The organism is Sinomonas sp. G460-2 (genome assembly GCF_047759905.1).
Taxonomy (GTDB): domain Bacteria; phylum Actinomycetota; class Actinomycetes; order Actinomycetales; family Micrococcaceae; genus Sinomonas.
The window spans coordinates 1-22,603 of sequence record NZ_JBKZWT010000005.1 but is presented as its reverse complement, the minus strand read 5'-3'; the positions used below and the strand labels follow the sequence as shown (position 1 = coordinate 22,603).

The window sequence follows — 22,603 nt, the reverse complement described above, 5'->3', positions numbered from 1 at the left end:
CGCTAGACCCTCCGGCCACGCCTGCATCCTCCCGCTTGAGCCACTCGCCCAGGTGCAGTCCGTGGCGCCTTGGGTGCTCCCCGGCTGCAGTTTCCGTGTGCTCGGATGGGTTCTTGGCCATTGACATCGCGACCTTCCTTGATGGGGGCTCCCGGACGGATCCGGGAGTGCGTGCTGGTGATGGGGATGGCTCGGGGCCGGGGTTGCTCACGGGGATCCGCAGAGGGAGTTGAGGGCCTCCCCGAGCGAGGAAAACATCTGTTCGATGATCGTGCTGCGCTGCCGCTCCCCGCTGGGGTCCTCCAGTGCGCCGGGCAGTGGCTGCGGCATGACCGTCATGGTCGCGGTGTACCTCCCGTCGCTGCTGGAGACTGCGGCGGTGATTGCGTACCCCTGATTGCCCACGGTGTGGAACGATCCGCTGCTCGTGCAGCCCGGTGGGCCCTTCGCGATCCCGAGGGCGAAAGGCGCTGGGCCGGCACCCTTCTCCATCTGGGCAAGCGAGGAGGGGGAGATGAGCCTGCCGCCGAACAGGGCGGCGAGGAAGGTGTTCACGTCGCCCATCGTGGAGGTCAGCCCCTCGCTGGAGGAGCCGGCGGAGTGGATGTTGTCCGTGGTGTCGATCCTCTGCCCGTGCAGGGTCATGTACCCGTGGAGGATGTCCTTCTGGGTCAGGTCGAGGCGGCCCATGGAGGTGTGCGTCAGGCCGAGCGGGGCGATGACCTCCTCGTTGACCACGTCGGTGAACGGCTTCTTCCGCAGTGCCTGGACGAGCAGGCCGAGGGCGATGTAGTTGGTCTCGTCCCATTGGTACGAGCTGCCGACTCTGGTGGCGGGCCATGGCTGGCCGCCCGCGTCGCGCAGGGCCTGCTCCAGCGACAGGGGCTGGGCGAAGGCTGACCTGAAGTCCACCCCGGGCATCGCGGCGGGGATGTAGCTGGGGATGCCGGAGGTCTGGGCAAGCAGCTCCCGGACCGTGATGGGGCCGGGAGGGTGCAGCTCGGCTTCGAAGCCGGGGATGACGCTGTTCACCGGGTCGTCGAGGCCGATGAGGTGGTCATCGACGAGCTTGAGGACTGTCACCGCTGTGAGGGTCTCGGTCACGCTGCCGACCGAGACCCGGTCCCCGGCCTGCGCCGGGTCCTTCGTGTCGAGGTTCCGCACACCGTACGCGTTGGACCAGTGCCCTCCGGGCCAGTTCACCTGCACGACCGCGGACGCCGCTCCGCCGTCGATGAACAGCCGCGCCTGCTCATCAACCGGACCGACGGCCGACGGGCTGGCAGCGCTGGGCGATGCTGAGCTGCCGGCGCCCGAATATTGGCAGGCGGTCAGCAGGAGCGCCAGGAGCAGGACTCCTGCCGCTCCTGGCCTGGGGGCCATCGCGACCACCGTCCCATGTGCGAAAGAAGAACGAGAACAGCCGGGCGGAACGCCCGGAAGGCGCACGTGGTGAGCGCCGACGACCCAGCGCGACCATATTAAGCCTCGAACCGGGATATGTGAGAGGCCGCAAGAGGCCTCGGTGCCTCTTCTCGACAGGGCGCCGCCCGGTGAAGGGTCACCGGACGCGTGAGCCGTTGATATGCATGCCGGTCCTAGTCAATGCCCAGTGATTGTGTCTACTCAAGCTGGGCCGCTTCGGCAATCTAAGCCAGACCCGCCGGGTGGTGCATGGCGGGGCGGCTTTGTCTAGGGGTGCGCGGGCGTCCACCCGCTGCCTGATCGGGTCTAAAGAGGGTTCCCGGAGTAACCGAGAAAAATCGGGCGCATACGGCTACTGGGTAGGCTCCTGAGCTGGGGATCCTCTGGCTTGGGAGGTATTGGTGGCCGTCCACGTGTTCACGGACGAGGAGCTGGAGGGTCTGCGGAGGTTCCCGGTGATCGGGCGGGCGCACAGCGAGAACATCAACTTCTTCGGCGGCATCGACGTCGACGTCAAAGGCGAGCTCGCCCAGCTCGGCCCCACCGGGTACCGACCACTGCGCGCGCGATACCCTCTTCTGACATCCCGCGCCCGACGCCGTCCGCCTGGGCAGCGGAACCGCCCTTCGGCCAGCCGCTGGGGTCACAAGGTCCGTAGCATGTGCGTAAGTGCACGCACGCGGCAAGGCTGGCGCCGAGGGGCGCCGCCGACCCGCAGGAGGATTCCGAAGATGTCGGCCCAGCAGATGGCAGTTCCCCGGATAGGGTGGCTCACGGACACCGCCGCACCATACCGCTGGGCGGTGTGGGAGCATCTGGCCCGACATGCGCAGCTGACCCTCTTCGTCCTCGAGAAGGGCGGGCGAAGCGGTGGCAGACGTGTCCCCGAATGGCCGGCCCACTCCGACGCGTCCATCTCCGTCGGAGACGTGTCCTTCCCGATCAAAACGGTCCCGACCGTCCGGTTGCCGGCAGCCGGACGGCAGATCCGCCTGCCGATGTGGCCCGGCGACCTGCCCCGCGGAGGGGTGGACGCGCTGGTCCTGGAGGGATGGGACTCACCCGCCTACTGGTTGGCCGCTGGGCTCGGGCGGGCTGCCGGGGCACGGCTAGTCGGCTTCTGGGAACCGACTCTGGCGACCCACGCGTTCCGCCGCGGGCTGCTTCCCTGGGCGCAGCGGAGGTTCTTCCGGGGCCTGGACGCCGCCATCGTCCCCGGAGAGGCGGCGAAGAGGGCTCTGATGGCCATGGGGGTGCACGAGTCGAAGATCCATATCGGGTTCAATCCCGTCCACGTCGCCGGGATCCACGCCGCAGCTGCTGGGGCACAGCGGGCCGCTGCTCCCGCACCCGGGCACTGCTTCCTGTACCTCGGTCCACTGACTGCGCGGAAGAACGTCTCGGCCCTGCTCGAGGCGTTCTGGCTGCTCGGGAATCCACGGGACACGCTCACCATTGCCGGATCCGGACCCCTGAGAGAAGAGCTCGAGGAGTTGCGGGACCTGCTCGGGCTCGGGGGCAGGGTGGCTTTCGTCGGGGCCGTCCCCTACGACCGCGTCCCGGAGGTCCTGGCCGGGCATCACACGCTCGTGCTTCCCTCGGTCCAGGAGGCCTGGGGCACGGCTGTCGAGGAAGCACTTGCCGTCGGTCTGCACGCCGTGGTCTCGCGTGCCTGCGGAGTCGCCGAGTCGGTGAACGGCATGCGGGGAGTCTTCCTCGCCGACCCCGTCGGCAGCGGGATCGCCACGGCGATGAGGGTGAGCAGGCAGTGCTGGGAGGGGCCCGTGGCCGAGCCTGAGATCCTGGCCAGAACCCCGGTGGCCTTCGCAGAGGCCGTACTGCGCGCCGCAACCGGGGGCAGTGTGCGCTAAGCAGGAGTTCGGGCTCTGGGATCCGGCGGCGGACGTCAGGCGTTCCGGCGTGCCGCGATCAGGGCGGCTGCGGCGACGGCGAGCGGCATGATGGGCTGGTGCCAGAGGATGGTCAGCGTGCAGCCGGCTGCGTAGATGGCCAGGGTTGCGAGTCGACGCAGGTGCTCTCGCCGGTGCCGTCCGCGGTGCACCCTTCCGGCCGCGACGGTGCCGGTGGTCGGGCGCACGTCCCCTTCGCTTCGGCGGTTCTCGTCGATGAGCCAGACGAGCGCGGCGGGGACCCCGGTGATGTGGGCGACCTGTTCGGGTGCGAGGCCGTGGGCGAGCAAGCGGGGCACGAGCAGAACCTTCAGGCTGGGCCGCTCGGGCTGGCCCGCGACTGTGGGGCCGCTGTGGTTCATGGCGGGGTCTCTCCACGCTGGGGTCGGCCGGGTGGCCGCCCCCAGCGTGGTTCTCAGGCTTCGGAGCCGGTCTCGCGGTGGCTTGTCTCGCGTTGGGACCAGTCTTCGGGGATGGCGGCCTCGAGCGCGTCGTCGACGGTGACGACGCCGATGATGCGCCGATCGTCCGAGAGTACGGGCAGGGCGAGGAGGTTGAAGTCGGCCATGCGGGTGGTGACGTCGATGACGTCGTCGTTGGGTGAGGCGACTACGACGTCGGCGTCGGTGATCTCGGCGAGTGTCGCCCCGGGGTCGGCCTGGACTGCCTGGGGCAGGCTGAGCGCACCGTCGAGTGTCCCGTCCGGGGCCAGGGTGTAGAGCATGACGAGGGCCTGCGGCTGGAGCGCGTCGGCGGCGCGGACGGCGGCGAGGGCGTCGGCTGCCGTGGCCGTGGCCGGCAGGGCTAGGAATTCGGTGCCCATGAGCCCGCCCGCGGTCAGGTCGTGGTAGCCGAGGAGCCGGTGGACGTCGGTGCGCTGCGGCTCGGGGAGGGCATCGAGCACCGGGGTGCGTCGCTCCTGCGGGAGGTCCATGAGTGCGTCGGCTGCGTCGTCGGCCTGCATTCGGGCCAGGACCTCGGCGACCTCGGCGTCGGAGCGGTCGCGGAAGAGCTCGGACTGGCTGTTCTCGTCGAGCTCTTCGAAGACGTCGGCCTCGAGCTCGGGGTCCTCGTGGACCTGGGCGAGGAGCTCGTCCTGCTCGTCGTCGGTGGCCTCTTCGATGATGTCCGCGATCTGGGCTGGCTTGAGCTCCGGGAGGCGTCCGGTCGCCTGGCGTACCCGGGCCGACTCGGCGTGGCCGATGAGCGGCTCGAAGTCCATCCAGTCCCTCGGCGCGTGGGCGGCGTGGCGGGGGCCGAGGCCGAGCCAGCGGCGGCGGTGCACATCGAGGCCCGTCACGGCCCAGCCGTCGAGGACCTGGGTGAGCTGGACGTCGTAGGCCTTGACGAACGCGACGCGGGAGAGGTCGATGAGCCGGTGGCCCAGGACGTCCTCCCTCAGGAGCACTTCTCCTTCTCGGCGTCTGAACTCGCGCACGTCCACAGTGCTCACTGCGAGCTGGACGCGCTCGGGCGTCAGGGCGGCCAGGTCGGCGGCGGAGACGAAGACGCGAGTGTTGCCCACGGCGACGACGAGGCCGGTCACGAGCGGGTAATCGTCCACCCGGAGACGGACGATGAGGTCGGCGAGGCCGCCCATGCGGTGCCCCTCGGAGTCGGTAACGGGCTGGCGGAGCAGGACGGACAGGGACAGGGTGGCGGTCTGGGCTGCGGCGGTCATGGGGTGCCTTTCGGGGTGCAAAGCGTCTCGGGGCGAGCGTACGTCACGAGGGGACGGCGTGGGGAGAGTCGGGTTCAGGGGGCGCCTGATGCTCAGGCGGCGCCGAGGGCAAGCTGAACGACGCGGACGACCAGGAGGACGATCGCCACGAGCAGGTACACCCACAGGACGCCCAGGCCGATCCGGCGGGTGAGCGAGAGCTGGGGGCGCTCGAGGAGCGCGATCGGCGGCATGCGCCACGTGAGCCGCTCCGAGCGGTCGACGGCGGGCTCCGGCGCGGCCTCGCCCTGGAGACGGGCGCGGATCCTGAACGCGGCGAACGCCACGCCCGCGAGGACCACCAGCACTGCCCCGCCGCCGAGGATCCCGAGGATCGTGCCGCCGTCGATGCCGGGGAACAGCGTCGCGGACGTGAGCACGATCGAGAGGATCACGAGCACCGCGATCACGAGGGATGTGAAGACGTTCATCGCCCTGCCGTTTACCCACGGGCCCATGACCTGCCTGTCGTTGCACAGCAGCAGGAGGAACAGCGTCGCCGAGGGAAGGAGCATGCCGGCGAGGACCTGGACGGCGACCGTCAGGAGGCCGAGCGGGCTGCCAGGGATGACGACGATGACCGCCGAGATCAGGATGATGCCCGCGAACGCGGCGTAGAAGCCCTTCGCCTCACTGACCTTCCGGTGCAGAGAGTGCTTCAGGCCCAGCACGTCGCCCACAGCGTATGAGGTCGAGAGGCCGACCGCCGCCGCGCCGATGATCGACGCGTCGATCAGGGCCAGGGCGAAGAGGATGCCCGCGAGGTGGCCGACGTACTTCTCGAGGCCCTGGGCGACGCCGCCCGCGTCGGTGAACTGCCCGAATTCGGGCTTTCCCGAGAACGCGAACGCGGTGAACGCGATGATCGCCCCCGCCCCGAGCACCACGATGACGATCCCGAGCCACAGGTCGACCTTCTCGTACCTGATGTAGCGCGGGGTGATGCGCTTGTCGATCACGTAGGACTGCTGGAAGAACAGCTGCCACGGGGCGATCGTCGTGCCGACGATCGCGATGATCAGCAGCGTCACGTCGGCGATGTTCGACCCGGCGGGGATGCCGGGGACCACGAAGTCATGCGCGATCTGGCCGTAGTCCGGGCTAGACATGAAGAAGATCGGAACCAGCAGGAGCGAGCCGAACACCAGGACCATGCACACCCGCTCGAACCGCTGGAACGAGCCGGTGCTCGTGGCGCCGATGACCACGAGCGCGGAGATGACGACGCCGGGGATCTGTGGCACGCCGAGGTAGGACAGGCCGAGGCTGATGCCGATGAACTCGGTGATGATCGTCAGGGCGTTGAGGATGAACAGGTCGATCACGCTGAACGCGCCCCAGAACCGCCCGAAGCGCTCGAGGATGAGCCGGGCGTGCCCCACGCCGGTCACGGCGCCGAGCCGGAGGACCATCTCCTGGTTCACGAACAACACCGGGACCAGCAGCAGCAGGGTCCACAGGAGGCTCGTGCCGTAGTTCTGTCCGGCCTGCGTGTAGGTGCCGAAGGCGCCGGCGTCGTTGTCGCCGACCATGACGATCAGGCCTGGGCCGAGGATGGCCAGGAGCGTCTTCAGGCGCGCCTTCCAGCTCTGCTGCGTCGGGGCCTCTTCGAGCCGGATCGTGCCGAAGGCGCCCTTGATGTCGCCGACATGCGCCGAATCAAGCACCGCAGAAGAGGCTGCGGTCGGGGCCTGGTGTGGCGTTGCGCTTCTGTTGGGTGCCCTGTGTGGGTCTGGCCTGCGGGCGCGGTTCGGTGGTGTCTTGATCACGGGGGACCTGCTTCCTCCCGGCGGCGGCCGGGGCTGGTGAAGCGCGCACGCCGGAAGACCCGTTCTCGGGCCGGTATCGGCGTGCGTCAGGGCGGGAAGACGAGCTGAGCTTCGGGCTCAGTCAGGGGGTGCGCAGGGAGGTACTACTATCGCCGCTGGACAACGATCAGTCACCTCCCGCGCTCGTCTTCACGTGCCTTCCGGAGGCCCCGGGCAGAACGCCCGGGGTGCCCTTCCTCGTAAGACCTTTGGCACTTCGCGTCGTGACCCCCCGCAGGAGCAGGGAGAGCCAATCGGGGTTGCCCCTTAGACCGGGGCAGCCTGTCCTGACCGGTGGCGTCTCTCGACGTTTAGGGTCGCTGGCTTGTTTACGCGAAGGAGCCTCAGCTAACGAACGGCACCTTGCGAGCACATGATACACCGCGAAAGAGACCACGCAGCCAACTCAGTCATCGCCTCGGGCTGTTCCGTAGGCCGAACCCTATCGCGCGTCCCGCGCCCAGATCCCTATGAAGCGCCCAGATCAAGGGATTCGAGAACTACGGCCTGCGAACCGGGAACCCTGACGGCAGCGAAGCCTGGCTGATCGCGCCGAGCAGCGCCCACGTCGCCACGAGCAGCGATCCACCGGGCAAGTGGGTCGAAGTAGCCGACAACTTCCTCGTGAAAGAGGCGCCCACCAACTGAATTCAGGCGATCGTTGAAGCCCATGAGCCCGTTGCGCTGACGAGCCGCACGCCAACCGGCCCACCACAGCGCGTCGGCCCTCGGGCCGGGGCCGCCCCTTCGTTCCAAGCACGATGGGAGGAGCGCATGGCTAGTGCGACGACGTGAACGACCGCCGTGCGACGAGGGGAACAACGCACTGCGTTCTGCCGGTGGTCGCGAACATCATATTCGCCGGCGTCGAAGTGCTCCTGAAAGTCAGTGACAGTCGCTCCCGAATCTCACCTATACAGCCACCACCCCGCAGCGACCATTGGCTCACAAGCACAAGAACCCCGGCTCAACCACGACGAGCGCACTGGCTCAGTTCACTAAGCCAACCGACCCCCGGACCCGGTCATATGCAAGGAGTCAACCGAACCTTCAGCAGTCCCGGTCATCCGCCCACGTTCGTTCGATTTCGACCTACCACATCGAGATACCGACTCTGCGGATGACTTCGCCTGTGGACGCCCCATCGATATCCATCAACGGTTATTGGCGGCTCCCGAATCTGCCCTCCAAATCGGCTCTCTCAACCCCCTCAATACCCGGCACGCATGCTACGAAAGTAGGAAACGCCACGGGCGTGAAAGCGGGTCTGACCTGCGGGTTTGTGGTTATCGACGGCTGTTGACGGAGGTGATTTCGATGCACGGTGGGATGAAGGTCTACCGGGGTGCCGCAGCAGCGGCTCGGCACTACGTCGAGGCCGACCGTTCGCGCGCTGACGACTACTACCTTGCGGAGGGCAGCGGTGTCGCCATGCGGATCGTCGCCACCCCGGACACTGCCGAGCATCATGCCGACATGGACGGCGAGACCTACGAGAAGTGGGTAGCCGGTATCGACGTCGAGACAGGCGCACCGAAGGGTCGACTGCGGAAGGACGACCAAGCGGTGCGGTTCGTCGAGGTCACCGTCAACGGGCCGAAGACCTGGTCCATCGCGGCAGCGTTGCATCCCGAGGTCGCCGAGGCATACGACGCGGCGCAGATGGCGGCAGCCGAGGAGATCATGGGTTGGCTCGCCTCTCACGCAACGACTCGTGTCGGTCCGCGTGGGCGGCAGGTGCAGGCGCCGGTCGAGCAGATCGAAGCAGCGGTCGTACGCCACTTCACCTCCCGCGCCGGCGACCCCCACCGTCACCTGCATCTCCAGCTCAACGCCCGGGTCTTCGCCGGGGGCAAGTGGCGAGGCATCCACACGGTCGGCGTCCGCGACAGCCTGGAGGCGATCAACGGCATCGGACACGCAGCGGTGATGACCAACCCCGCCTTCCACTCCGCGCTTGCCGCACACGGCCTCGCGCTCGATCCCAAGACGGGCGAAGTTGCCGAACTGTCGCCCTACTCCGGAGCGTTCAGCGCCCGAGCCAAGCAGATCGAGTCGAACATCGACACCTACGAATCGGAGTGGCGATTCGAGCATTCCGGCGAGGAGCCGGGGCCGGCGTTGCGGCAGGCGTGGGACCGGCGGGCGTGGGCCGACGCGCGACCCGACAAGGTGGTGCCGACCTCGGGTGAGGAGTTGCGGCAGCGGTGGATCGAGGAGTTGCACGAACTCGGATACCGCTCGTCCAAGATTGCAGGCCCAACCGCTCGAGCTGCGTCCGATGTCGCGGTGCTGCGGCCGGGGTTGCAGGATCGCAACGCTCTGGTCGACCTCGCGCTGGTTCGGCTCGGTGCGCGACGCTCGGCGTGGAACGCCGCCGACGCCCGGGGCGAGATCGAGAAGCTCATCGCCGCCACCGGCAACGTCATCGACGGGGTCTTGCGGCGGGAGCTGGCCGAGGACCTGACCGCGCGAGTCGTCGCCGCGTCCCGGCCGCTGCTGGGCCGGACCGATGTGCCTGAGCATGTCCGGTCGTTCACCTCAGTCGATGTGCTCGCGGTCGAGCACGAGATCGTCGACCGGATCACCGCACGCGCTGAGGCGAAGTCGATCACGATCATCGAAGGTGCGGCGGGCGCGGGCAAGACGAGGCGGCTGAGGGCGACTCGCGAGGCGCTCGAGGCGGCTGGGCGTCGGATGTTCGTCGTCACTCCGACCCACAAGGCTGCTCAGGTCGCTGCGGCCGAGATCAAGACTTCTGCGCACTCGGTTGCGTGGCTGTTGCATCAGCACGGTCTCCGCTGGGACGAGGACGGGCGCTGGACCCGAGTCCGGTCTGAGCCGTTGCCCGGCGCGCGACTGCGGCGAGGTGACCTGCTGGTGGTGGACGAGGCCGGGATGCTCGACCAAGACACCGCTCGGGCATTGCTGCTGCTGGCGGACGAAACGCACTCCAGGCTGATGCTGGTCGGTGACCGGCACCAGCTTCCGGCCGTGGGCCGTGGTGGGGTGTTGGACCTCGCGATCCGCTACGCGCCCGACCAGGTCACCCAGCTCGGCCAGGTGCGTCGGTTCGCCGACGCCGCCTATGCCGAACTGTCGTTGCAGATGCGAACAGGTGAGAAGCCCGGCGAGGTGTTCGACCAGCTCTTCGCGCGCGGCGAGATCCTCGTGCACGCCAGCGACGTCGAGCGCGTCCAGAAGCTCGCCGTGCGCGCCAGGTTCGGCGACCTCGTCGTCGCCGATACCCGCGAGCAGGTCGCCAAGATCAACGGCCTCACCCACCAGGTCCGCAAGACTGGCGGCGACGTCACCGACGGAGTGATCACCGCGTCCGGCGAGCGGATCGGAGTCGGCGACAGGATCGCCACCCGACGCAACGACCACGACGCCGATGTCGCCAACCGCGAGACCTGGACCGTCCTCGCCTGCAGCGACGGCGCGCTGACCGTCCGGGGAGATGCGGGAAAGCGGGTCCTGCCACCCGACTACGTCCGCCAGCATGTCGAGCTGGCCTACGCCACCACTGCCTACGGCGCCCAAGGCTCCACGGTCCCAGTCAGCCACGTCCTCGTCGGGGAGCACACCGGCGCTGCGTCGGCGTACGTCGGCATGACCCGCGGCCGAGAGCGCAACGTCGCTCACCTCGTCGCCGAGTCCGTCGAGGACGCCCGCAAGCAGTGGATCGAGGTGTTCGGCCGCGACCGCGCCGACCTCGGACCGGCACAGGCCCGCGTGACCGCCGCCGAGGCAGTCGACCGCTACGGTCCGATGCAGCGGCGCTATCCCCGCCGACCGGCGGCAGTCAGACGGCGTCCCGAGGAGGACTTCGGCTACCGGCGGCCTGCATCCTCGCCGTCGCCCGGCCCCAGCCTCGGCATCTAGCTTGAGGACAGAGGCGGACGCGGGTCGAACCGCGAACGTCGCGGCGGCGGAGGAGGCGGCGACTTGGGCAGCGGCTCGTAGCCCTGCGCCCGGGCAGTGCTCGCAACGTCCGGGTTCTCGCTGAAGAAGAAGCGCAGGCCGTCCACTTCCAGCGGCAGCGTGGCGAGCCGGATCGCAGGCTCCCACGCCTCCCTGACCGGATCAGGCAGATCGAGTTCGTCCCACAGGTCGATCAAGAGGCCGCCGTCGATCCAGCGGATCATCTGTTGGGGAAGGCCGCGACGGATGAGCTGCTCGTACGCGCCCCGGCGCTCTTCCCGGTCGCGCAGGTTCCAGTGGCTCATCCCGGTGTTGCGGATCTGATCAGGCATGTGGACCGTCACTAGGCAGGTCGGCGGTTCCACCGCCCAGAGCATGCTCGGCGCCCAGAACTTCACGATCCCCTTTGGATGGTGCTCGACCCAGTCGACGCGCGTGCGCAGGGTCAACTCGTGATCCATCGCTGCCAGGATGCGCGAAGCGACCTTCAGCGACGGCGACTTCAGACCGCGCTCGTAGGCCGACAGCGTGGCCTGGGACGTGCCAGATCGGGCCGCGAGCTCGGCCTGCGTCAGACCCCGCGCTCGCCGCGCCCTCCACAGCAGAAACGACCTGTCCATACCTCATGATATATCCGATTGAACGTATTTTGACCTCGAAACGGACCATCCAGAACACCTACCTGCTGCCCACGACCGTCGCGGGCTCACAACAAGCAGGAGGAACCATGAACGAGACGCCGTTCCACGAGCGCCACGACGACGAGCTGCTCACCTTGGAGGACGTCGCGAAGATCCTGAAGACCTCGGAGCACACCGTCCGCTGGTGGCGCCAGCGGGGCACCTGTCCTGAGTTCTTCAAGATCGGCAAGCGCCTCTACACGACCGTCGGTGAGCTGCGCCGGTTCATTCGCGGGCAGCGACTCGCCTCCCGACCGGTTATCGGCCGGCCGAAGGCGGTGTGAGCGAGATGGACGACCCGCGCCACGTCTTCCTCAGCGCGGGCGAGGTGCTGGCCCGCTATGGCTGGGGCAAGACCAAGGGCTACCAGAACCTCAAGGACCGCGCGTTCGTCCCACCGCCGGTCATGACCCACCCCGCCCGCTGGCGCCTCGACCAGCTCCTGGCTTGGGAGGAGAAGCGCATCGCGCGGGCCGAGGCTGGGCTGGAGGCGCTGCTCACGCCCGACCGCGAGGAAGTGAGCGTTACGGACCTCCTCCCCCGGCCCAAGCGACGACGGCGGGCGGGGTGATTGGGTAGCGGCCGCAACGGCGACGGCTTCTCAACTCGGACGGCGAGGACTTCATGTCTAATACTGCTGGGGAGACCGCCGCTCGCGCCTCGAAGAGCCTGGGCACTACTTCATAGGCGTTCGCTTCAAACCCTCCCGAATCAGGGACAAGCGGTGAAGTTGAGTTGCGCCGTCCTCGCCACGGCCGTCGCCGGAGTGCCGCATGACCTCACGAACCTTAAGGAGCCCGAACCACTCCAAGGTCTTCCTGGCACTGGCGTACGGATCTCAGTGCAGACCGTAGTAACGAAGTCGGTCCTCACCCGGAATCGCAACCTCTCCAATCTCGACATCGAGCTTATCGCTCACGGGGAGACGAATCGTGCCGAGGAAGCCGTCGTCTCGCAGCCGACTTCGGCGGTCGATTGCCGAACTGATGCCCGCTCTTGGTCGTGACCTTGGCCGCTCCCAGGCTAGTCAGGTAGAGGCGCAGCGCGACACCCTGACTCGTGACGATTCGGGTCGCAGGAGCGCGCAACTCCAGACGGCCCCGTGCGCACGCTTGGCGCCGGGGCGTTTCTCCGCTTTTTCGAACTCGCCATCGTCCCCCTCGCTATCGGCGACGACCGACATCAGCCGGGAGGCGGGTGCCGGAGTGATGTAAAGAAGTGATGCAAACTTTCGCGGAAACAATATCCAACGACGGCACGCCGTGAGCCGACGTGACCGACGAGCCCGCTCTGACCTGCGGTTTCGTCGACGTCCGTCGCTGACCGTCTACCCGGCCACCTCGTGGCACCAGTGACACGCGGCGTAGCCGATCGAGACGAAGACCGGGACGTCGCGGCGGGCGGCCTCGGCGAAGGCGTCGTCGCCGTAGGGCTGCCAGTCGACGGGGTTGTCGGCGTGCTGACGGAGGTAGGCCGAGGCCTGCCCTGCGAGGCGATTCGTCATGCCTCGAGTCTGCCGCACACGCCGCGCCGGCGCACGGCCGTCCCTTCTGCCGCAAGACCGTCCCTTCTGCCGCAAGACCGTCGGAGATAGGCACAACCGTCCGGCACGCGGGACGGTCATGCCGCTGAGGGACGGCCACGCCGCGCTGACGGACGGTCATGCTGTGCCAACCGGTGCGGCCGCGCCCCGACACCGTTAGGATCGGCCTCGTCCGGTCGGAACGCGCTCCGACTCACGTCCTGGGGAGGCCGCATGTCTAGCGTCGAGTTCGTTCCGAAGGATCGGTGGGAATCGCTCCCAGTCCAGCCGACCGCGGCCGCGTGGCGTACCAGGAGGCGACTCCTTACGGTCGCCGTCGCGGCGGGCATCGCATGGGCAGCTGTCCTGGCGATCCTGGCCATCAACGGAACGGCCGACGCCGGGTTTCGCCCGTGGGAGCCATGGGTCCCTCTGGTCTTCGTCGCGGTGCCGTGCATCATCGCCGCCGCGCGCCAGGCCCGAGCGGACCGGGCCGAACGCGAACTCGGCTACACGACCCTGCGCACGTAATGCCGCTAGTCGACAGACTTCCGAGCTGGCCTACGAGGCCGGGCCGCTTCCGGTGCCGTGAGACGCGTGATCCGCCTGATCGGCGTTCGCCTCCCCCGCGCCGCCCTCATCAACGGAGGGCTCGCCAGCGGGCTCGCCGCGGCCAGCGCTGCGCTCCCCGTCCTCGTGGGCAGCGGCAGCCTGAGCCTCGCGCGCCTCCTCGACCTCGCCCCGATAACGGACGCGCCGCAGGCGGCGCACCATGTCCACGATGAGGAAGATGCTCAGGATCACGACGAACGCCGTCGCGAGGAAACCCCAGATCCCGGGGGAAACCTGATCCTCCGTGAGACCCGGCTTCAGAGTCCCAGCGGGCGTCGGATCGGGAGTCGCCGCGAGGGCCAGGAAGAGATCATGCACCCGTCTATCGTAGCCCGGCGAAGAGGTCTCGTTCCGTCTCGCCGTCGGCCGGGAACCCCACGCTGGACTTCACGAGCGAGTAGTCCTCCCACGGCCAGACCTTCTGGCGCAGGGCGAGCGAGACGGCGAAGAACGTCCCGTTCGGGTCGACCTGCGTCGCGTGGGCGGCGAGGGCGCGGTCGCGCACCTCGAAGTAGTCGCCGCACTCGACCTGGGTGGTCACGGGGTGGCAGGCCGCCCACGGGTGGTGGCCTTCGGCGTCGTCCTCGGTCGCGGAGGCGATCCAGCGGGCGTACGGTGACTCGATCCCCGCCTCGAGGAGCGCGCGGTGGAACGCCCCGAACTTCCGGACGTTGAACGGGACGTCGTAGTAGAGCTTCGCGGGCTCCCACGGCTCGCCGGCGTCGGGATACTCGGCCACGAGCGGGGCAGCGCGGAACGCCTCGACGGCCACGCGGTGGGCCATGATGTGGTCGGGGTGGGGGTAACCACCGTTCTCGTCATACGAGACGATGACGTGCGGGCGGAACTCGCGCACGAGCCGCACGAGCGGCGCGGCGGCCTGGTGCAGCGGCAGGGAGGCGAACGCGCCCCACGGCAGCGGCGGGAGCGGATCGCCCTCAGGGAGGCCCGAGTCGGTGAAGCCGAGCCACCGGTGGTCCATGCCGATGATGTCCTGGGCTTTGGCCATCTCGAGCCGCCGCGCGCCGGCCATGTCCCGCGAGGCATGCGGGTTGCCGAGCAGCGCGGGGTTCTGGACGTCGCCGCGCGAACCGTCGGTACAGCTCACCACCATGACCTCGTGGCCCTCCGCGAGGTACTTGGCCATCATCGGGGCGCCCTTGCTCGACTCGTCGTCGGGGTGGGCGTGGACTGCCAGAAGGCGCAGAGCGCCGTCGTTCTCAGACACGCCTCCTAGAATAGTCGGGTGACCCAAACCCCCGGTGCAGCCGCCTCGCGATACGCCCAGCGCTACGGCGCCCCGCGGGGCCGGCTCAGCCGCCGTGCCGCGGCAGTCATCGCCGCGGTGGCGCTCCTCGTGGTCATCGCCGGCGTGGCCGTGTTCGCGTGGAGCGGAAACGCGAAGACCGTGACGTTCCGCGACGTCGGCTTCACGACGCCGGACGCGTGGCACGCGACCGAGAATTTCGAGGTCACGAAGGATGCCTCGCAGACGGCCTACTGCACGGTCAAGGCCCTGGACGACTCGTTCGGCGTCGTGGGCTGGAAGCAGCTGACGTTCGGGCCCACCGCGGGGGCATCCGGCAACGTCACGCAGACCGCCAACGTGGCACTCCGGACCGAGAGCCAGGCCGTCTCCGTGGCCATCGACTCGTGCTGGATCGCCGGGACCTGAGTCCTGAAAGCGGGGCCCGGGAGCGGGCCCGCGGTGTGACACGCGCCGCACGGAAACTTGGGATCGCCTGTCACGCTCACTACAATGTACTAATACCCATTGCCCCGTCGGTGGCAGCAGGCGGACCGGGACGCGCTCCCGGAGCCGCCGCAGCACCCCCGGCGGGGTCTTTGTATGGATAGCCGTGCGGAACCCCGCGCGGACTGATTGAGGAGACGAGATGACCACCACCCACCATGGCGGCGCCTGGCTCACGCAGGAGGCGTACGATCGCCTGAAGGCCGAGCTGGACCACCTTTCCGGTGCCGGCCGTCACGAGATCGTCGAAAGGATCGAGGCGGCCCGCCAGGAGGGCGACCTCAAGGAGAACGGCGGCTATCACGCGGCCAAGGAGGAGCAGGGCAAGATCGAGGCCCGCATCCGCCAGCTCCAGGAGCTCCTGCGCAACGCCCAGGTGGGCGAGAAGCCCGCTGACGACGGCGTCGTGGAGCCCGGCATGCTTGTTGTGGCAAAGATCGCCGGCGAGGAGGAGCGTTTCCTGCTCGGCTCGCGCGAGATTGCCGGTGACGCCGATATCGACGTGTTCAGCGAGAAGTCCCCGCTTGGTGCCGCGATCATCGGGCACAAGCAGGGCGCCAAGCTTTCCTACACCGCGCCGAACGGCAAGGAAATCAAGGTCGAGATCATCTCGGCCACCCCGTACTCGGGCTGACCGGCCCGTCGCACGGGCTGACGACGGACGACGGCGCCGCTCCCCCGCGGGGGAGCGGCGCCGTCGTCGTCTGCGCGCGGTGCTAGACGTGCATGACGACCGGCTGGAAGCCCTCGGCGCGCAGGGCCTCGAGCACCTGCTGCGAGTGCTCGTGGCCCTTGGTCTCCATGTCGATCGTGATCGCGACGTCCCCCATGGCGATCGATCCGCCCACGCGGGTGTGGTCGACGCCGGTCACGTTCGCGTCGTTCTCGGCGATGATGCGGGAGATCGTCGCGAGGGAGCCGGGACGGTCGTCGAGCATCATGCGGACCGTGAGGAAGCGGCCGGCCGCGGAGAGGCCGCGCTGGATGACCTTGAGCAGCAGCATCGGGTCGATGTTGCCGCCCGAGAGGATGACCGCGGTCTTCTTCGCGTCGATGCCAAGCTCGGCGAGCTTGCCGTCCATGAGCGCCGCGACGCCGACCGCGCCGGCCGGCTCGACCACGAGTTTGGCTCGCTCGAGCAGGAAGATGAGCGCGCGGGCGAGCGAGTCCTCGCTCACCGTCACGACGTCGTCGACGAGTTCGCGGATGATGCTGAACGGGATCTGGCCCGGCAGCCCGACCGCGATGCCGTCCGCCATCGTCGCAACCTTCTGGAGCGGCACGACCGCGTCTGCGGCGAGCGACGGCGGGTAGGCGGCGGCGTTCTCGGCCTGGACACCGATCACTCGGATCTCGCGGCCCAGCTGGGCGGCCCGGGCCTTGGCGGCCACGGCGACGCCCGCGAGGAGCCCGCCGCCGCCCACCCCCATGAGGATCGTGTCGACGTCCGGGATCTGCTCGATGACCTCGAGCCCCACGGTGCCCTGGCCCGCGACGACGTCGACGTTGTCAAAGGGGTGCACGAAGACCGCGCCGGTCTCCTCCGCGAAGCGCTTGGCCTCGGCGAGCGCCTCGTCCACGTTGTGGCCGTGGAGGATCACTTGCGCGCCGTGGCTGCGGGTGGCCTGAAGCTTGGGAAGCGCGACGCCGAGCGGCATGTAGATGCGGGCGCGGATGCCGAGGCGCTTGGCCGCGACCGCGACGCCCTGCGCGTGATTGCCAGCGGACGCTGCGACGACGCCGAGCGCCTTCTCCTCCTCGCTCAGCCGCGCCATGCGCACGTACGCGCCGCGCACCTTGAAGGAGCCTGCGCGCTGGAGGTTCTCGCACTTGAAGAACACCTCGCCGCCGACCATCTGCCCGAGTGCCCGCGACGTCTCAATCGGCGTCCTCGCAATAATGCCCCCGAGCAGCTCCTGCGCGGCCAGGACATCGTCCAGCGTCACAGCGAGGGTCGAGAGGGCAGTCATGGTTGCGTGCTCCTAAGAGGTCGGGGCGGATTCAGTTGCGCCCGCGGCTCCTGAGGAAATCTCAGCAGAACCCCCGGGCGCAGTTTCAGTTTCCCACGCCCTCGCGGATATGAAGCGAACGGCCGAATTTACGACGGCGAGCGCGGGCACCGCGAAGAGCGCGCCGGGGATGCCCGCGAGATACGAGCCGGCGGCGACGCTCAGCACCACCGCGATCGGGTGCAGCGAGACTGCGCGGCCCATGACGAGGGGCTGCAGCACGTGGCTCTCGAGCTGCTGGACGGCGACGACGACCACGAGCATGATCACGGCGTTGACGAGTCCGTTCGCCACGAGCGCGAGCAGGACGGCGACGGCGCCGCTCACGAGCGCGCCGACCACCGGGATGAACGAGGAGACGAAGACGAGGATCGCGAGCGGGAGCGCGAGCGGGACGCCGAGAATCGCGGCGCCGACACTGATGCCCACCGCATCGACGGCCGCGACGAGCACCTGGACCCGTACGTAGCTCACAAGCGAGCGCCATCCCGCACGGCCCGCGCCGTTCGCGGCAGGTTGGGCCGCCCGCGGCAGGAGGCCCACGAGGAACCTCCAGATGCGCTCGCCCTCGAGCAGGAAGAACACGAGCACGAACAGCGCAATGAGGGCTCCCGTGATGATGTGTCCCGCCGAGCTGCCCACGCTCAGGACGCCGCTCACGAGCGTGCTCTGATTGTTCTGGAGGAGACTCTGGGCGTCGTGGATATATGTCTCGAGCTGTCCAGCCGTGAGCTGGAGCGGCCCCTCGGCGAGCCACTTCTGGACCTCCGTGAGGCCGGCGATGGCCTCGCCCCAGAGCTGCGAGAAGCCCTCCGAGATCTGCCGGCCCACAAGCGTCAGGAGCCCCGCGACGAGCCCCATGAAGCCGAGTTCGGTGATGGCGACGGCGAGGCCCCGCGGAACGCGCGCGCGAACGAGCCACGCGACGACGGGGCTCAGGAGCCCCGCGAGCAAGGCTGCGACCAGAACGGGAACCACGAGGAAGCTCAGGTGGGCGAGCCCCCACAGGAGCGCACTCACCACCGCGATGATGATCGCGAGCCGCCATGCCCACGCGGCGGAGATGCGCAGCGCGAACGGCAGGTCGGCGTCGCTCACGCGGCGATACGGGGTCGGGGCGGCGGGACCAGAAGGGGCGGGGCTGGCGGGATCAGAAGGGGCAGGGGCGTCGGTCCGGGGTGCGTCGGAGGCGTCCATGACCTCATCCTGCCAGACCCCCGCGCCCCGAAGAGGCCCGCGGCCCGGGTTCAGAGGGAGGCCCCGATGCCCCATTCCATCGAGAACTCTTCCCCGGGCTCGAGCCAGCCGAGGTCCTGGCCGCTGTTGAAAGCGTTGGCCGGTCCCGTCTGCGGCTCGAGCGCCACGACGACATCGCGGCCCGGGAATGTCCGCGTCACGAAGACGTGGGTGTACCTGCACTTCTCGTCCTGCCAGAGCCACACCGACCGGCCGTCCGGCGCCGTGAGCGTGGCCCGCGCGGTGCCATCGGCGAACGCGAGGTCCGTGTAGGCGGCGTCGAGGTCGAGCTCCGCGACCGTGCGCCCCGCGGACAGGTCCCACTCGCCGCTCGCGGCGGCGCTCGAGCGCGGGATGAGGCGCTCGTCCGAGACGAGCCGCGTGCGGGCCTGCACCGTGAGCGTGAGTTCTCCCGAGTCGACGTCCCCGAGCCGCAGGTACGGGTGCGCGCCCAGCACGAACGGCGCGGACCCGGACGAATCGTTGGCGAGGGTCTGGCGCACGCGGAGGCCGCCGTCGTCGTCAATCCGGTAGTCGACGCGGTGCCGCACGAGGAACGGGTAGCCGTGCTGGGGGAACACTGCGGCCTCGAGGCTCACGCGGTCGGCGCCCGTCTCGAGCGCGGTATAGCCAGTGTTTCGGAGCAGGCCGTGGCTCGCGTTGCCGCGGGACGGTTCGGTGATGTCGAGCTGCTGGACCTTCCCGCCGAGCGTCCAGCGGCCGTCCTCGATCCGATTGGCCCACGGGGCGAGTGTGATGCCAGCCGCGCCGGGCGAGATGGCGCCGTCGTCGTAGGTCTCGGTGAGGAGGACGCCGCCCATCTCAAAGGACCGCAGCCCCGCGGCCAGTTCGGTGACGACGGCGGAGCTGCCGCCCCGCTCGATGCGGAACTGACGGCCGGTGGCGGCGGATCGGCGGGTCGCGGCAGGGCTCAGGGCGCTCATGGTCCCCCACGTTAGCGCGGAGCGACACGGCGGAAAAGTGAGGGCAGGGCCTTCCCATCCGCCCGCAACAATGTTATATTTTGTGAGAAAAATTGAGTTGCTGTGAGGATCCCAGTTGCGAAAATCAGCCGGGCCCTCCGCAGGGATCCACAAGCGGACAGAGCAGGGGGGATGAACCGTGCTGGCAGCTGAGCGCCACGCGCGCATCATGGCGGAGCTGGACAAGCGGGAGGCGGTCCGCGTGGCCGAGCTCGCGGCGTCGCTTGCGGTGTCCGAGATGACGATTCGTCGAGATATCGAGCAGCTCGAGAGCCAAGGTCTCGCGCGGCGCGTCCACGGGGGCGCCGCCCGCGTCGCGGACTTCGCGTTCGCCGAGCCGGGGTTCGAGGTCAAGTTCGGCCACCACGCCGACGCAAAGTCCGCGATCGCGCGGGAGGCGCTCGCCCTCATCCGGCCCGGGTCGACGCTCTTCGTGACGGCAGGGACCACGACGTTCGCCCTCGCGAAGCTCCTCCCCACCGTCCCCGACCTCACCGTCGCCACCAACTCCATCAAGGTCGCCGAGGCGCTCGGCCACTCGGTCCGCACGATCCTCACGGGAGGCGAGCGCACGCCGTCGGAGGCACTCGTCGGCCCGCTCGCCACCTCGTCGCTCGGGCAGCTCCACGTCGAGCTGTGCTTCATGGGCGTCCACGGGGTCCATCCGCGGGGCGGCTACACGACGCCGAACCTGCTCGAGGCGGAGACGAACCGGGCTGCCGCGAACGCCGCGGCGCGGCTCGTGGTGCTCGCCGATAGCTCCAAGTACGGGCTCCTGAGCCTCGCCCAGATCGCGCCGATCGAGCGCGCCGACACCCTCATCTCCGACACCGGTCTCTCCGCCACGGCCCGCCGCGAGCTCGACGACCGCGTACCGCACGTCATCTTCGCCGATACCGCCCTCCAAGGAAGCCAAGCATGACCACGACCGCCGGACTCTCCCCTTCCGTGACCCGAAGTTCGCTTGCCGACGGCCGCGACCTCATCTACTTCGACGACCCCGGCAGCCCCCAACGGGTTCCCGTGCCTGACGCCCGGGACCTGCCCGAGCGGCCCGATCCCGGACAGCTCCGGTTCGACGCCCTGAGCGGCGACTGGGTCGCGGTCGCCGCGCATCGGCAGACCCGCACCCACCTCCCGCCCGCCGACGCGTGCCCGCTGTGCCCCACATCGCCGCGGTTCGCGTCCGAGATCCCGGATCCGGACTACGACGTCGTGGTGTTCGAGAACCGATTCCCGTCGCTCGGCCCGGTCCTCGCCGAGCTCCCGAGCTCGCTTCCGTGGGGCGAAAGCGTTCCGGCCGCGGGACGGTGCGAGGTCGTTTCGTTCACGGCCGAGCACACGGGATCGTTCGGCGCGTTGCCGTACACGCGCGCCCGCACCGTCGTCGAGGCGTGGGCCCACCGGACCGCCGAGCTGAGCGCGCTCCCCGGGATCCGCCAAGTGTTCCCGTTCGAGAACCGCGGGGCCCAGATCGGCGTCACGCTCCACCACCCGCACGGCCAGATCTACGCCTACCCTTACCTGACCCCGCGCGGGGCGCAGCTCGCGGCCGCCGCCTGCCAGCACTACGAGTCCAACGGCGGCACCGAGACCCTGCTCGGCTCCCTCTTGGACAGCGAGCGCGCCGATGGGGAGCGCATGGTCCTCGAGGGTGACCACTTCAGCGCGTTCGTGCCGTTCGCAGCCCGCTGGCCCATCGAGGTGCACCTCGTCCCCCATCGGGACGTGCGGGACTTCGCGGGCCTCACGGGCGAGGAGAAGGACGAACTCGCGGAGGTCTACCTGCGCCTTCTCGCGGGCGTCGACGCCCTCTACGACACCCCCACCCCGTACATCGCCGCGTGGAACCAGGCCCCGCTCGACCCCACGCTGCGGCCCGCCTCGCGGTTCCATCTCCAGCTCACGTCGCCGCGCCGGGCCGCGGACAAGCTCAAGTACCTCGCCGGATCGGAGGCCGCGATGGGCGCATTCATCAACGACACGCTCGCGGAGGGCGTCGCCGCCCAGCTGCGCGAGGCCGTCGCCTCCGCAGGAGCCGCCCGATGACCGCGGGCGGCGTGGAGGGCGTCACCACCGCGTTCCGCGAGGCGTTCGGCGGCGAGCCCGACGGCGTGTGGACGGCGCCGGGGCGCGTCAACCTCATCGGCGAGCACACCGACTACAACGAGGGTTTCGTGCTCCCCTTCGCGATCGACCTCGCCGCGCGCGTGGCCCTCCGCGCAAGGGCCGACGGCGTGATTCGCCTGCTCTCGACGGCGGGCGAGGCCGGCGTGGCCGAGCTCGCCATCGCGGACCTCAGCCGCGAGGGCGCTCCGGGGTGGAGCGTCTACCCCGCCGGCGTCGTGTGGGCGTTTCAGGAGCGCGGCATCGACGTGCCAGGATTCGACCTCGTGCTCGACTCGGACGTGCCGCTCGGCGCCGGCCTCTCGTCCTCGCACGCGATCGAGTGCGCCGTCGCGACAGCGCTCAATGAGGTCACCGGAGCCGGGCTCGACGCGCAGCAGCTCGTGCTCACCACGCAACGGGCCGAGAACGCGTTCGTCGGGGCGCCGACGGGGATCATGGACCAGTCCGCGTCGCTGCGAGGCAAATCCGGGCACGCGGTGTTCCTCGACTGCCGAGACCAGAACGCCGAACTCGTTCCGTTCGACGCAGAGGGCGCGGGCCTCGTGACGCTCGTCGTCGACACGCGTGTGGCGCACTCGCACGCGGACGGGGGCTACGCGAGCCGCCGCGCCGCGTGCGAACTCGGGGCCGAGGTGCTCGGCGTCAAGGCCCTGCGCGACGTGGCCGTCGCGGACCTCGACGAGGCGCGCGCTCTCATGGACGCCGTCACGTTCCGGCGCGTTCGCCACGTCGTCACGGAGGATCAGCGCGTCCTCGACACCGTCGCCGCCCTGCGCGCCTCGGGCCCAGCCGCGATCGCTGGTTACCTCGACTCGAGCCACGCCTCCATGCGCGACGACTTCGAGATCTCATGCCCCGAGCTCGACACGGCGGTCGAAGCGAGCCGGGCCG

Annotated in this window: 20 protein-coding genes, 1 pseudogene and 1 riboswitch; of the genes and pseudogenes, 10 read left to right on the top strand and 11 right to left on the bottom strand. The window is 69.3% G+C overall.

Features of this window, described 5'->3' with window-relative positions; translation table 11 throughout:
* Positions 1–207: 207 nt before the first annotated feature.
* Entirely contained in the window at positions 208–1,383 is a 1,176-nt protein-coding gene (locus ACLN58_RS01325; protein WP_415853473.1) for a serine hydrolase domain-containing protein, read from the bottom strand.
* Between the two features lie 443 nt (positions 1,384–1,826).
* On the opposite strand from ACLN58_RS01325, the gene ACLN58_RS01320 reads away from it, so the two are divergent.
* Positions 1,827–3,296 (top strand): glycosyltransferase family 4 protein, encoded by a 1,470-nt coding sequence (locus ACLN58_RS01320; RefSeq protein ID WP_415853472.1) that lies wholly within the window; start codon positions 1,827–1,829, stop codon positions 3,294–3,296.
* A 35-nt stretch (positions 3,297–3,331) separates the two neighbouring features.
* Here ACLN58_RS01320 and ACLN58_RS01315 read toward each other — a convergent pair whose 3' ends face one another.
* The 3 genes from ACLN58_RS01315 to ACLN58_RS01305 all read right to left on the bottom strand — a co-directional run bounded on the left by ACLN58_RS01315 (position 3,332) and on the right by ACLN58_RS01305 (position 6,722).
* Positions 3,332–3,697, bottom strand: coding sequence for a hypothetical protein (locus tag ACLN58_RS01315; RefSeq protein WP_415853471.1), 366 nt, complete (start codon positions 3,695–3,697; stop codon positions 3,332–3,334).
* Positions 3,698–3,750: 53 nt separating this feature from the next.
* The gene (locus tag ACLN58_RS01310; RefSeq protein WP_415853470.1) at positions 3,751–5,016 is read right to left on the bottom strand and encodes a magnesium transporter MgtE N-terminal domain-containing protein; all 1,266 of its coding nucleotides are present in this window, start codon (positions 5,014–5,016) and stop codon (positions 3,751–3,753) included.
* Between the two features lie 92 nt (positions 5,017–5,108).
* Positions 5,109–6,722: an NRAMP family divalent metal transporter gene (locus tag ACLN58_RS01305; RefSeq protein ID WP_415853469.1), complete on the bottom strand. Its 1,614-nt coding sequence runs from the start codon at positions 6,720–6,722 to the stop codon at positions 5,109–5,111.
* A 328-nt stretch (positions 6,723–7,050) separates the two neighbouring features.
* A riboswitch (M-box (ykoK) riboswitch) is annotated at positions 7,051–7,226 on the bottom strand.
* A 966-nt stretch (positions 7,227–8,192) separates the two neighbouring features.
* On the opposite strand from ACLN58_RS01305, the gene mobF reads away from it, so the two are divergent.
* Positions 8,193–10,748 (top strand): MobF family relaxase, encoded by a 2,556-nt coding sequence (gene mobF / locus ACLN58_RS01300; protein WP_415853468.1) that lies wholly within the window; start codon positions 8,193–8,195, stop codon positions 10,746–10,748.
* Here mobF and ACLN58_RS01295 read toward each other — a convergent pair.
* A complete protein-coding gene (locus ACLN58_RS01295) occupies positions 10,745–11,407 on the bottom strand; it encodes a helix-turn-helix domain-containing protein (RefSeq protein WP_415853467.1) in 663 nt (220 codons plus the stop codon). The genes mobF and ACLN58_RS01295 overlap by 4 nt on opposite strands.
* Positions 11,408–11,514: 107 nt before the next feature.
* On the opposite strand from ACLN58_RS01295, the gene ACLN58_RS01290 reads away from it, so the two are divergent.
* The gene (locus tag ACLN58_RS01290; RefSeq protein ID WP_415853466.1) at positions 11,515–11,751 is read left to right on the top strand and encodes a helix-turn-helix domain-containing protein; all 237 of its coding nucleotides are present in this window, start codon (positions 11,515–11,517) and stop codon (positions 11,749–11,751) included.
* Positions 11,748–12,038: a hypothetical protein gene (locus ACLN58_RS01285; RefSeq protein ID WP_415853465.1), complete on the top strand. Its 291-nt coding sequence runs from the start codon at positions 11,748–11,750 to the stop codon at positions 12,036–12,038. Before ACLN58_RS01290 ends, ACLN58_RS01285 begins: the two co-directional genes overlap by 4 nt.
* A 762-nt stretch (positions 12,039–12,800) precedes the next feature.
* Here ACLN58_RS01285 and ACLN58_RS01280 read toward each other — a convergent pair.
* Positions 12,801–12,971 (bottom strand): annotated as a pseudogene (locus ACLN58_RS01280) (DUF255 domain-containing protein); the annotation flags it as partial.
* A 252-nt stretch (positions 12,972–13,223) separates the two neighbouring features.
* Here ACLN58_RS01280 and ACLN58_RS01275 point away from each other — a divergent pair.
* Positions 13,224–13,520: a hypothetical protein gene (locus ACLN58_RS01275; protein ID WP_415853464.1), complete on the top strand. Its 297-nt coding sequence runs from the start codon at positions 13,224–13,226 to the stop codon at positions 13,518–13,520.
* A 30-nt stretch (positions 13,521–13,550) separates the two neighbouring features.
* Here ACLN58_RS01275 and ACLN58_RS01270 read toward each other — a convergent pair whose 3' ends face one another.
* Together ACLN58_RS01270 and mca are read right to left on the bottom strand one after the other, a co-directional pair.
* Positions 13,551–13,919, bottom strand: a complete 369-nt coding sequence (locus tag ACLN58_RS01270) for a hypothetical protein (protein ID WP_415853463.1) — start codon at positions 13,917–13,919, stop codon at positions 13,551–13,553.
* A gap of 4 nt (positions 13,920–13,923) precedes the next feature.
* Positions 13,924–14,829: a mycothiol conjugate amidase Mca gene (gene mca, locus ACLN58_RS01265; RefSeq protein WP_415853462.1), complete on the bottom strand. Its 906-nt coding sequence runs from the start codon at positions 14,827–14,829 to the stop codon at positions 13,924–13,926.
* 18 nt (positions 14,830–14,847) lie between these two features.
* Here mca and ACLN58_RS01260 point away from each other — a divergent pair, with 18 nt between their 5' ends.
* On the top strand, positions 14,848–15,276 hold the full coding sequence (locus ACLN58_RS01260) for a DUF4307 domain-containing protein (protein WP_415853461.1): 429 nt from the start codon (positions 14,848–14,850) through the stop codon (positions 15,274–15,276).
* 220 nt (positions 15,277–15,496) lie between these two features.
* A complete protein-coding gene (gene greA, locus ACLN58_RS01255) occupies positions 15,497–15,988 on the top strand; it encodes a transcription elongation factor GreA (protein ID WP_415853460.1) in 492 nt (163 codons plus the stop codon).
* A gap of 82 nt (positions 15,989–16,070) precedes the next feature.
* Here the strand turns inward: greA and ilvA are convergent, their stop codons facing one another.
* From ilvA to ACLN58_RS01240, 3 genes are read right to left on the bottom strand one after another with little or no spacing between them, the layout of a single operon-like run.
* Positions 16,071–17,324 (bottom strand): threonine ammonia-lyase, encoded by a 1,254-nt coding sequence (ilvA, locus tag ACLN58_RS01250; RefSeq protein WP_415853459.1) that lies wholly within the window; start codon positions 17,322–17,324, stop codon positions 16,071–16,073.
* 12 nt (positions 17,325–17,336) lie between these two features.
* Complete coding sequence (locus ACLN58_RS01245) at positions 17,337–18,560, bottom strand: AI-2E family transporter (protein WP_415853458.1); 1,224 nt, start codon at positions 18,558–18,560, stop codon at positions 17,337–17,339.
* Between the two features lie 50 nt (positions 18,561–18,610).
* Positions 18,611–19,543: an aldose 1-epimerase family protein gene (locus ACLN58_RS01240; protein ID WP_415853457.1), complete on the bottom strand. Its 933-nt coding sequence runs from the start codon at positions 19,541–19,543 to the stop codon at positions 18,611–18,613.
* Between the two features lie 178 nt (positions 19,544–19,721).
* Between ACLN58_RS01240 and ACLN58_RS01235 the strand changes: the two genes are divergently transcribed.
* From ACLN58_RS01235 to galK, 3 genes are all read left to right on the top strand, one after another.
* Positions 19,722–20,504, top strand: a complete 783-nt coding sequence (locus ACLN58_RS01235) for a DeoR/GlpR family DNA-binding transcription regulator (RefSeq protein WP_415853456.1) — start codon at positions 19,722–19,724, stop codon at positions 20,502–20,504.
* Positions 20,501–21,631, top strand: coding sequence for a galactose-1-phosphate uridylyltransferase (gene galT / locus ACLN58_RS01230; protein ID WP_415853455.1), 1,131 nt, complete (start codon positions 20,501–20,503; stop codon positions 21,629–21,631). Before ACLN58_RS01235 ends, galT begins: the two co-directional genes overlap by 4 nt.
* On the top strand, positions 21,628–22,603 hold a 976-nt coding region (galK, locus tag ACLN58_RS01225), incomplete at its 3' end, for a galactokinase (RefSeq protein ID WP_415853454.1). The genes galT and galK, both read left to right, overlap by 4 nt.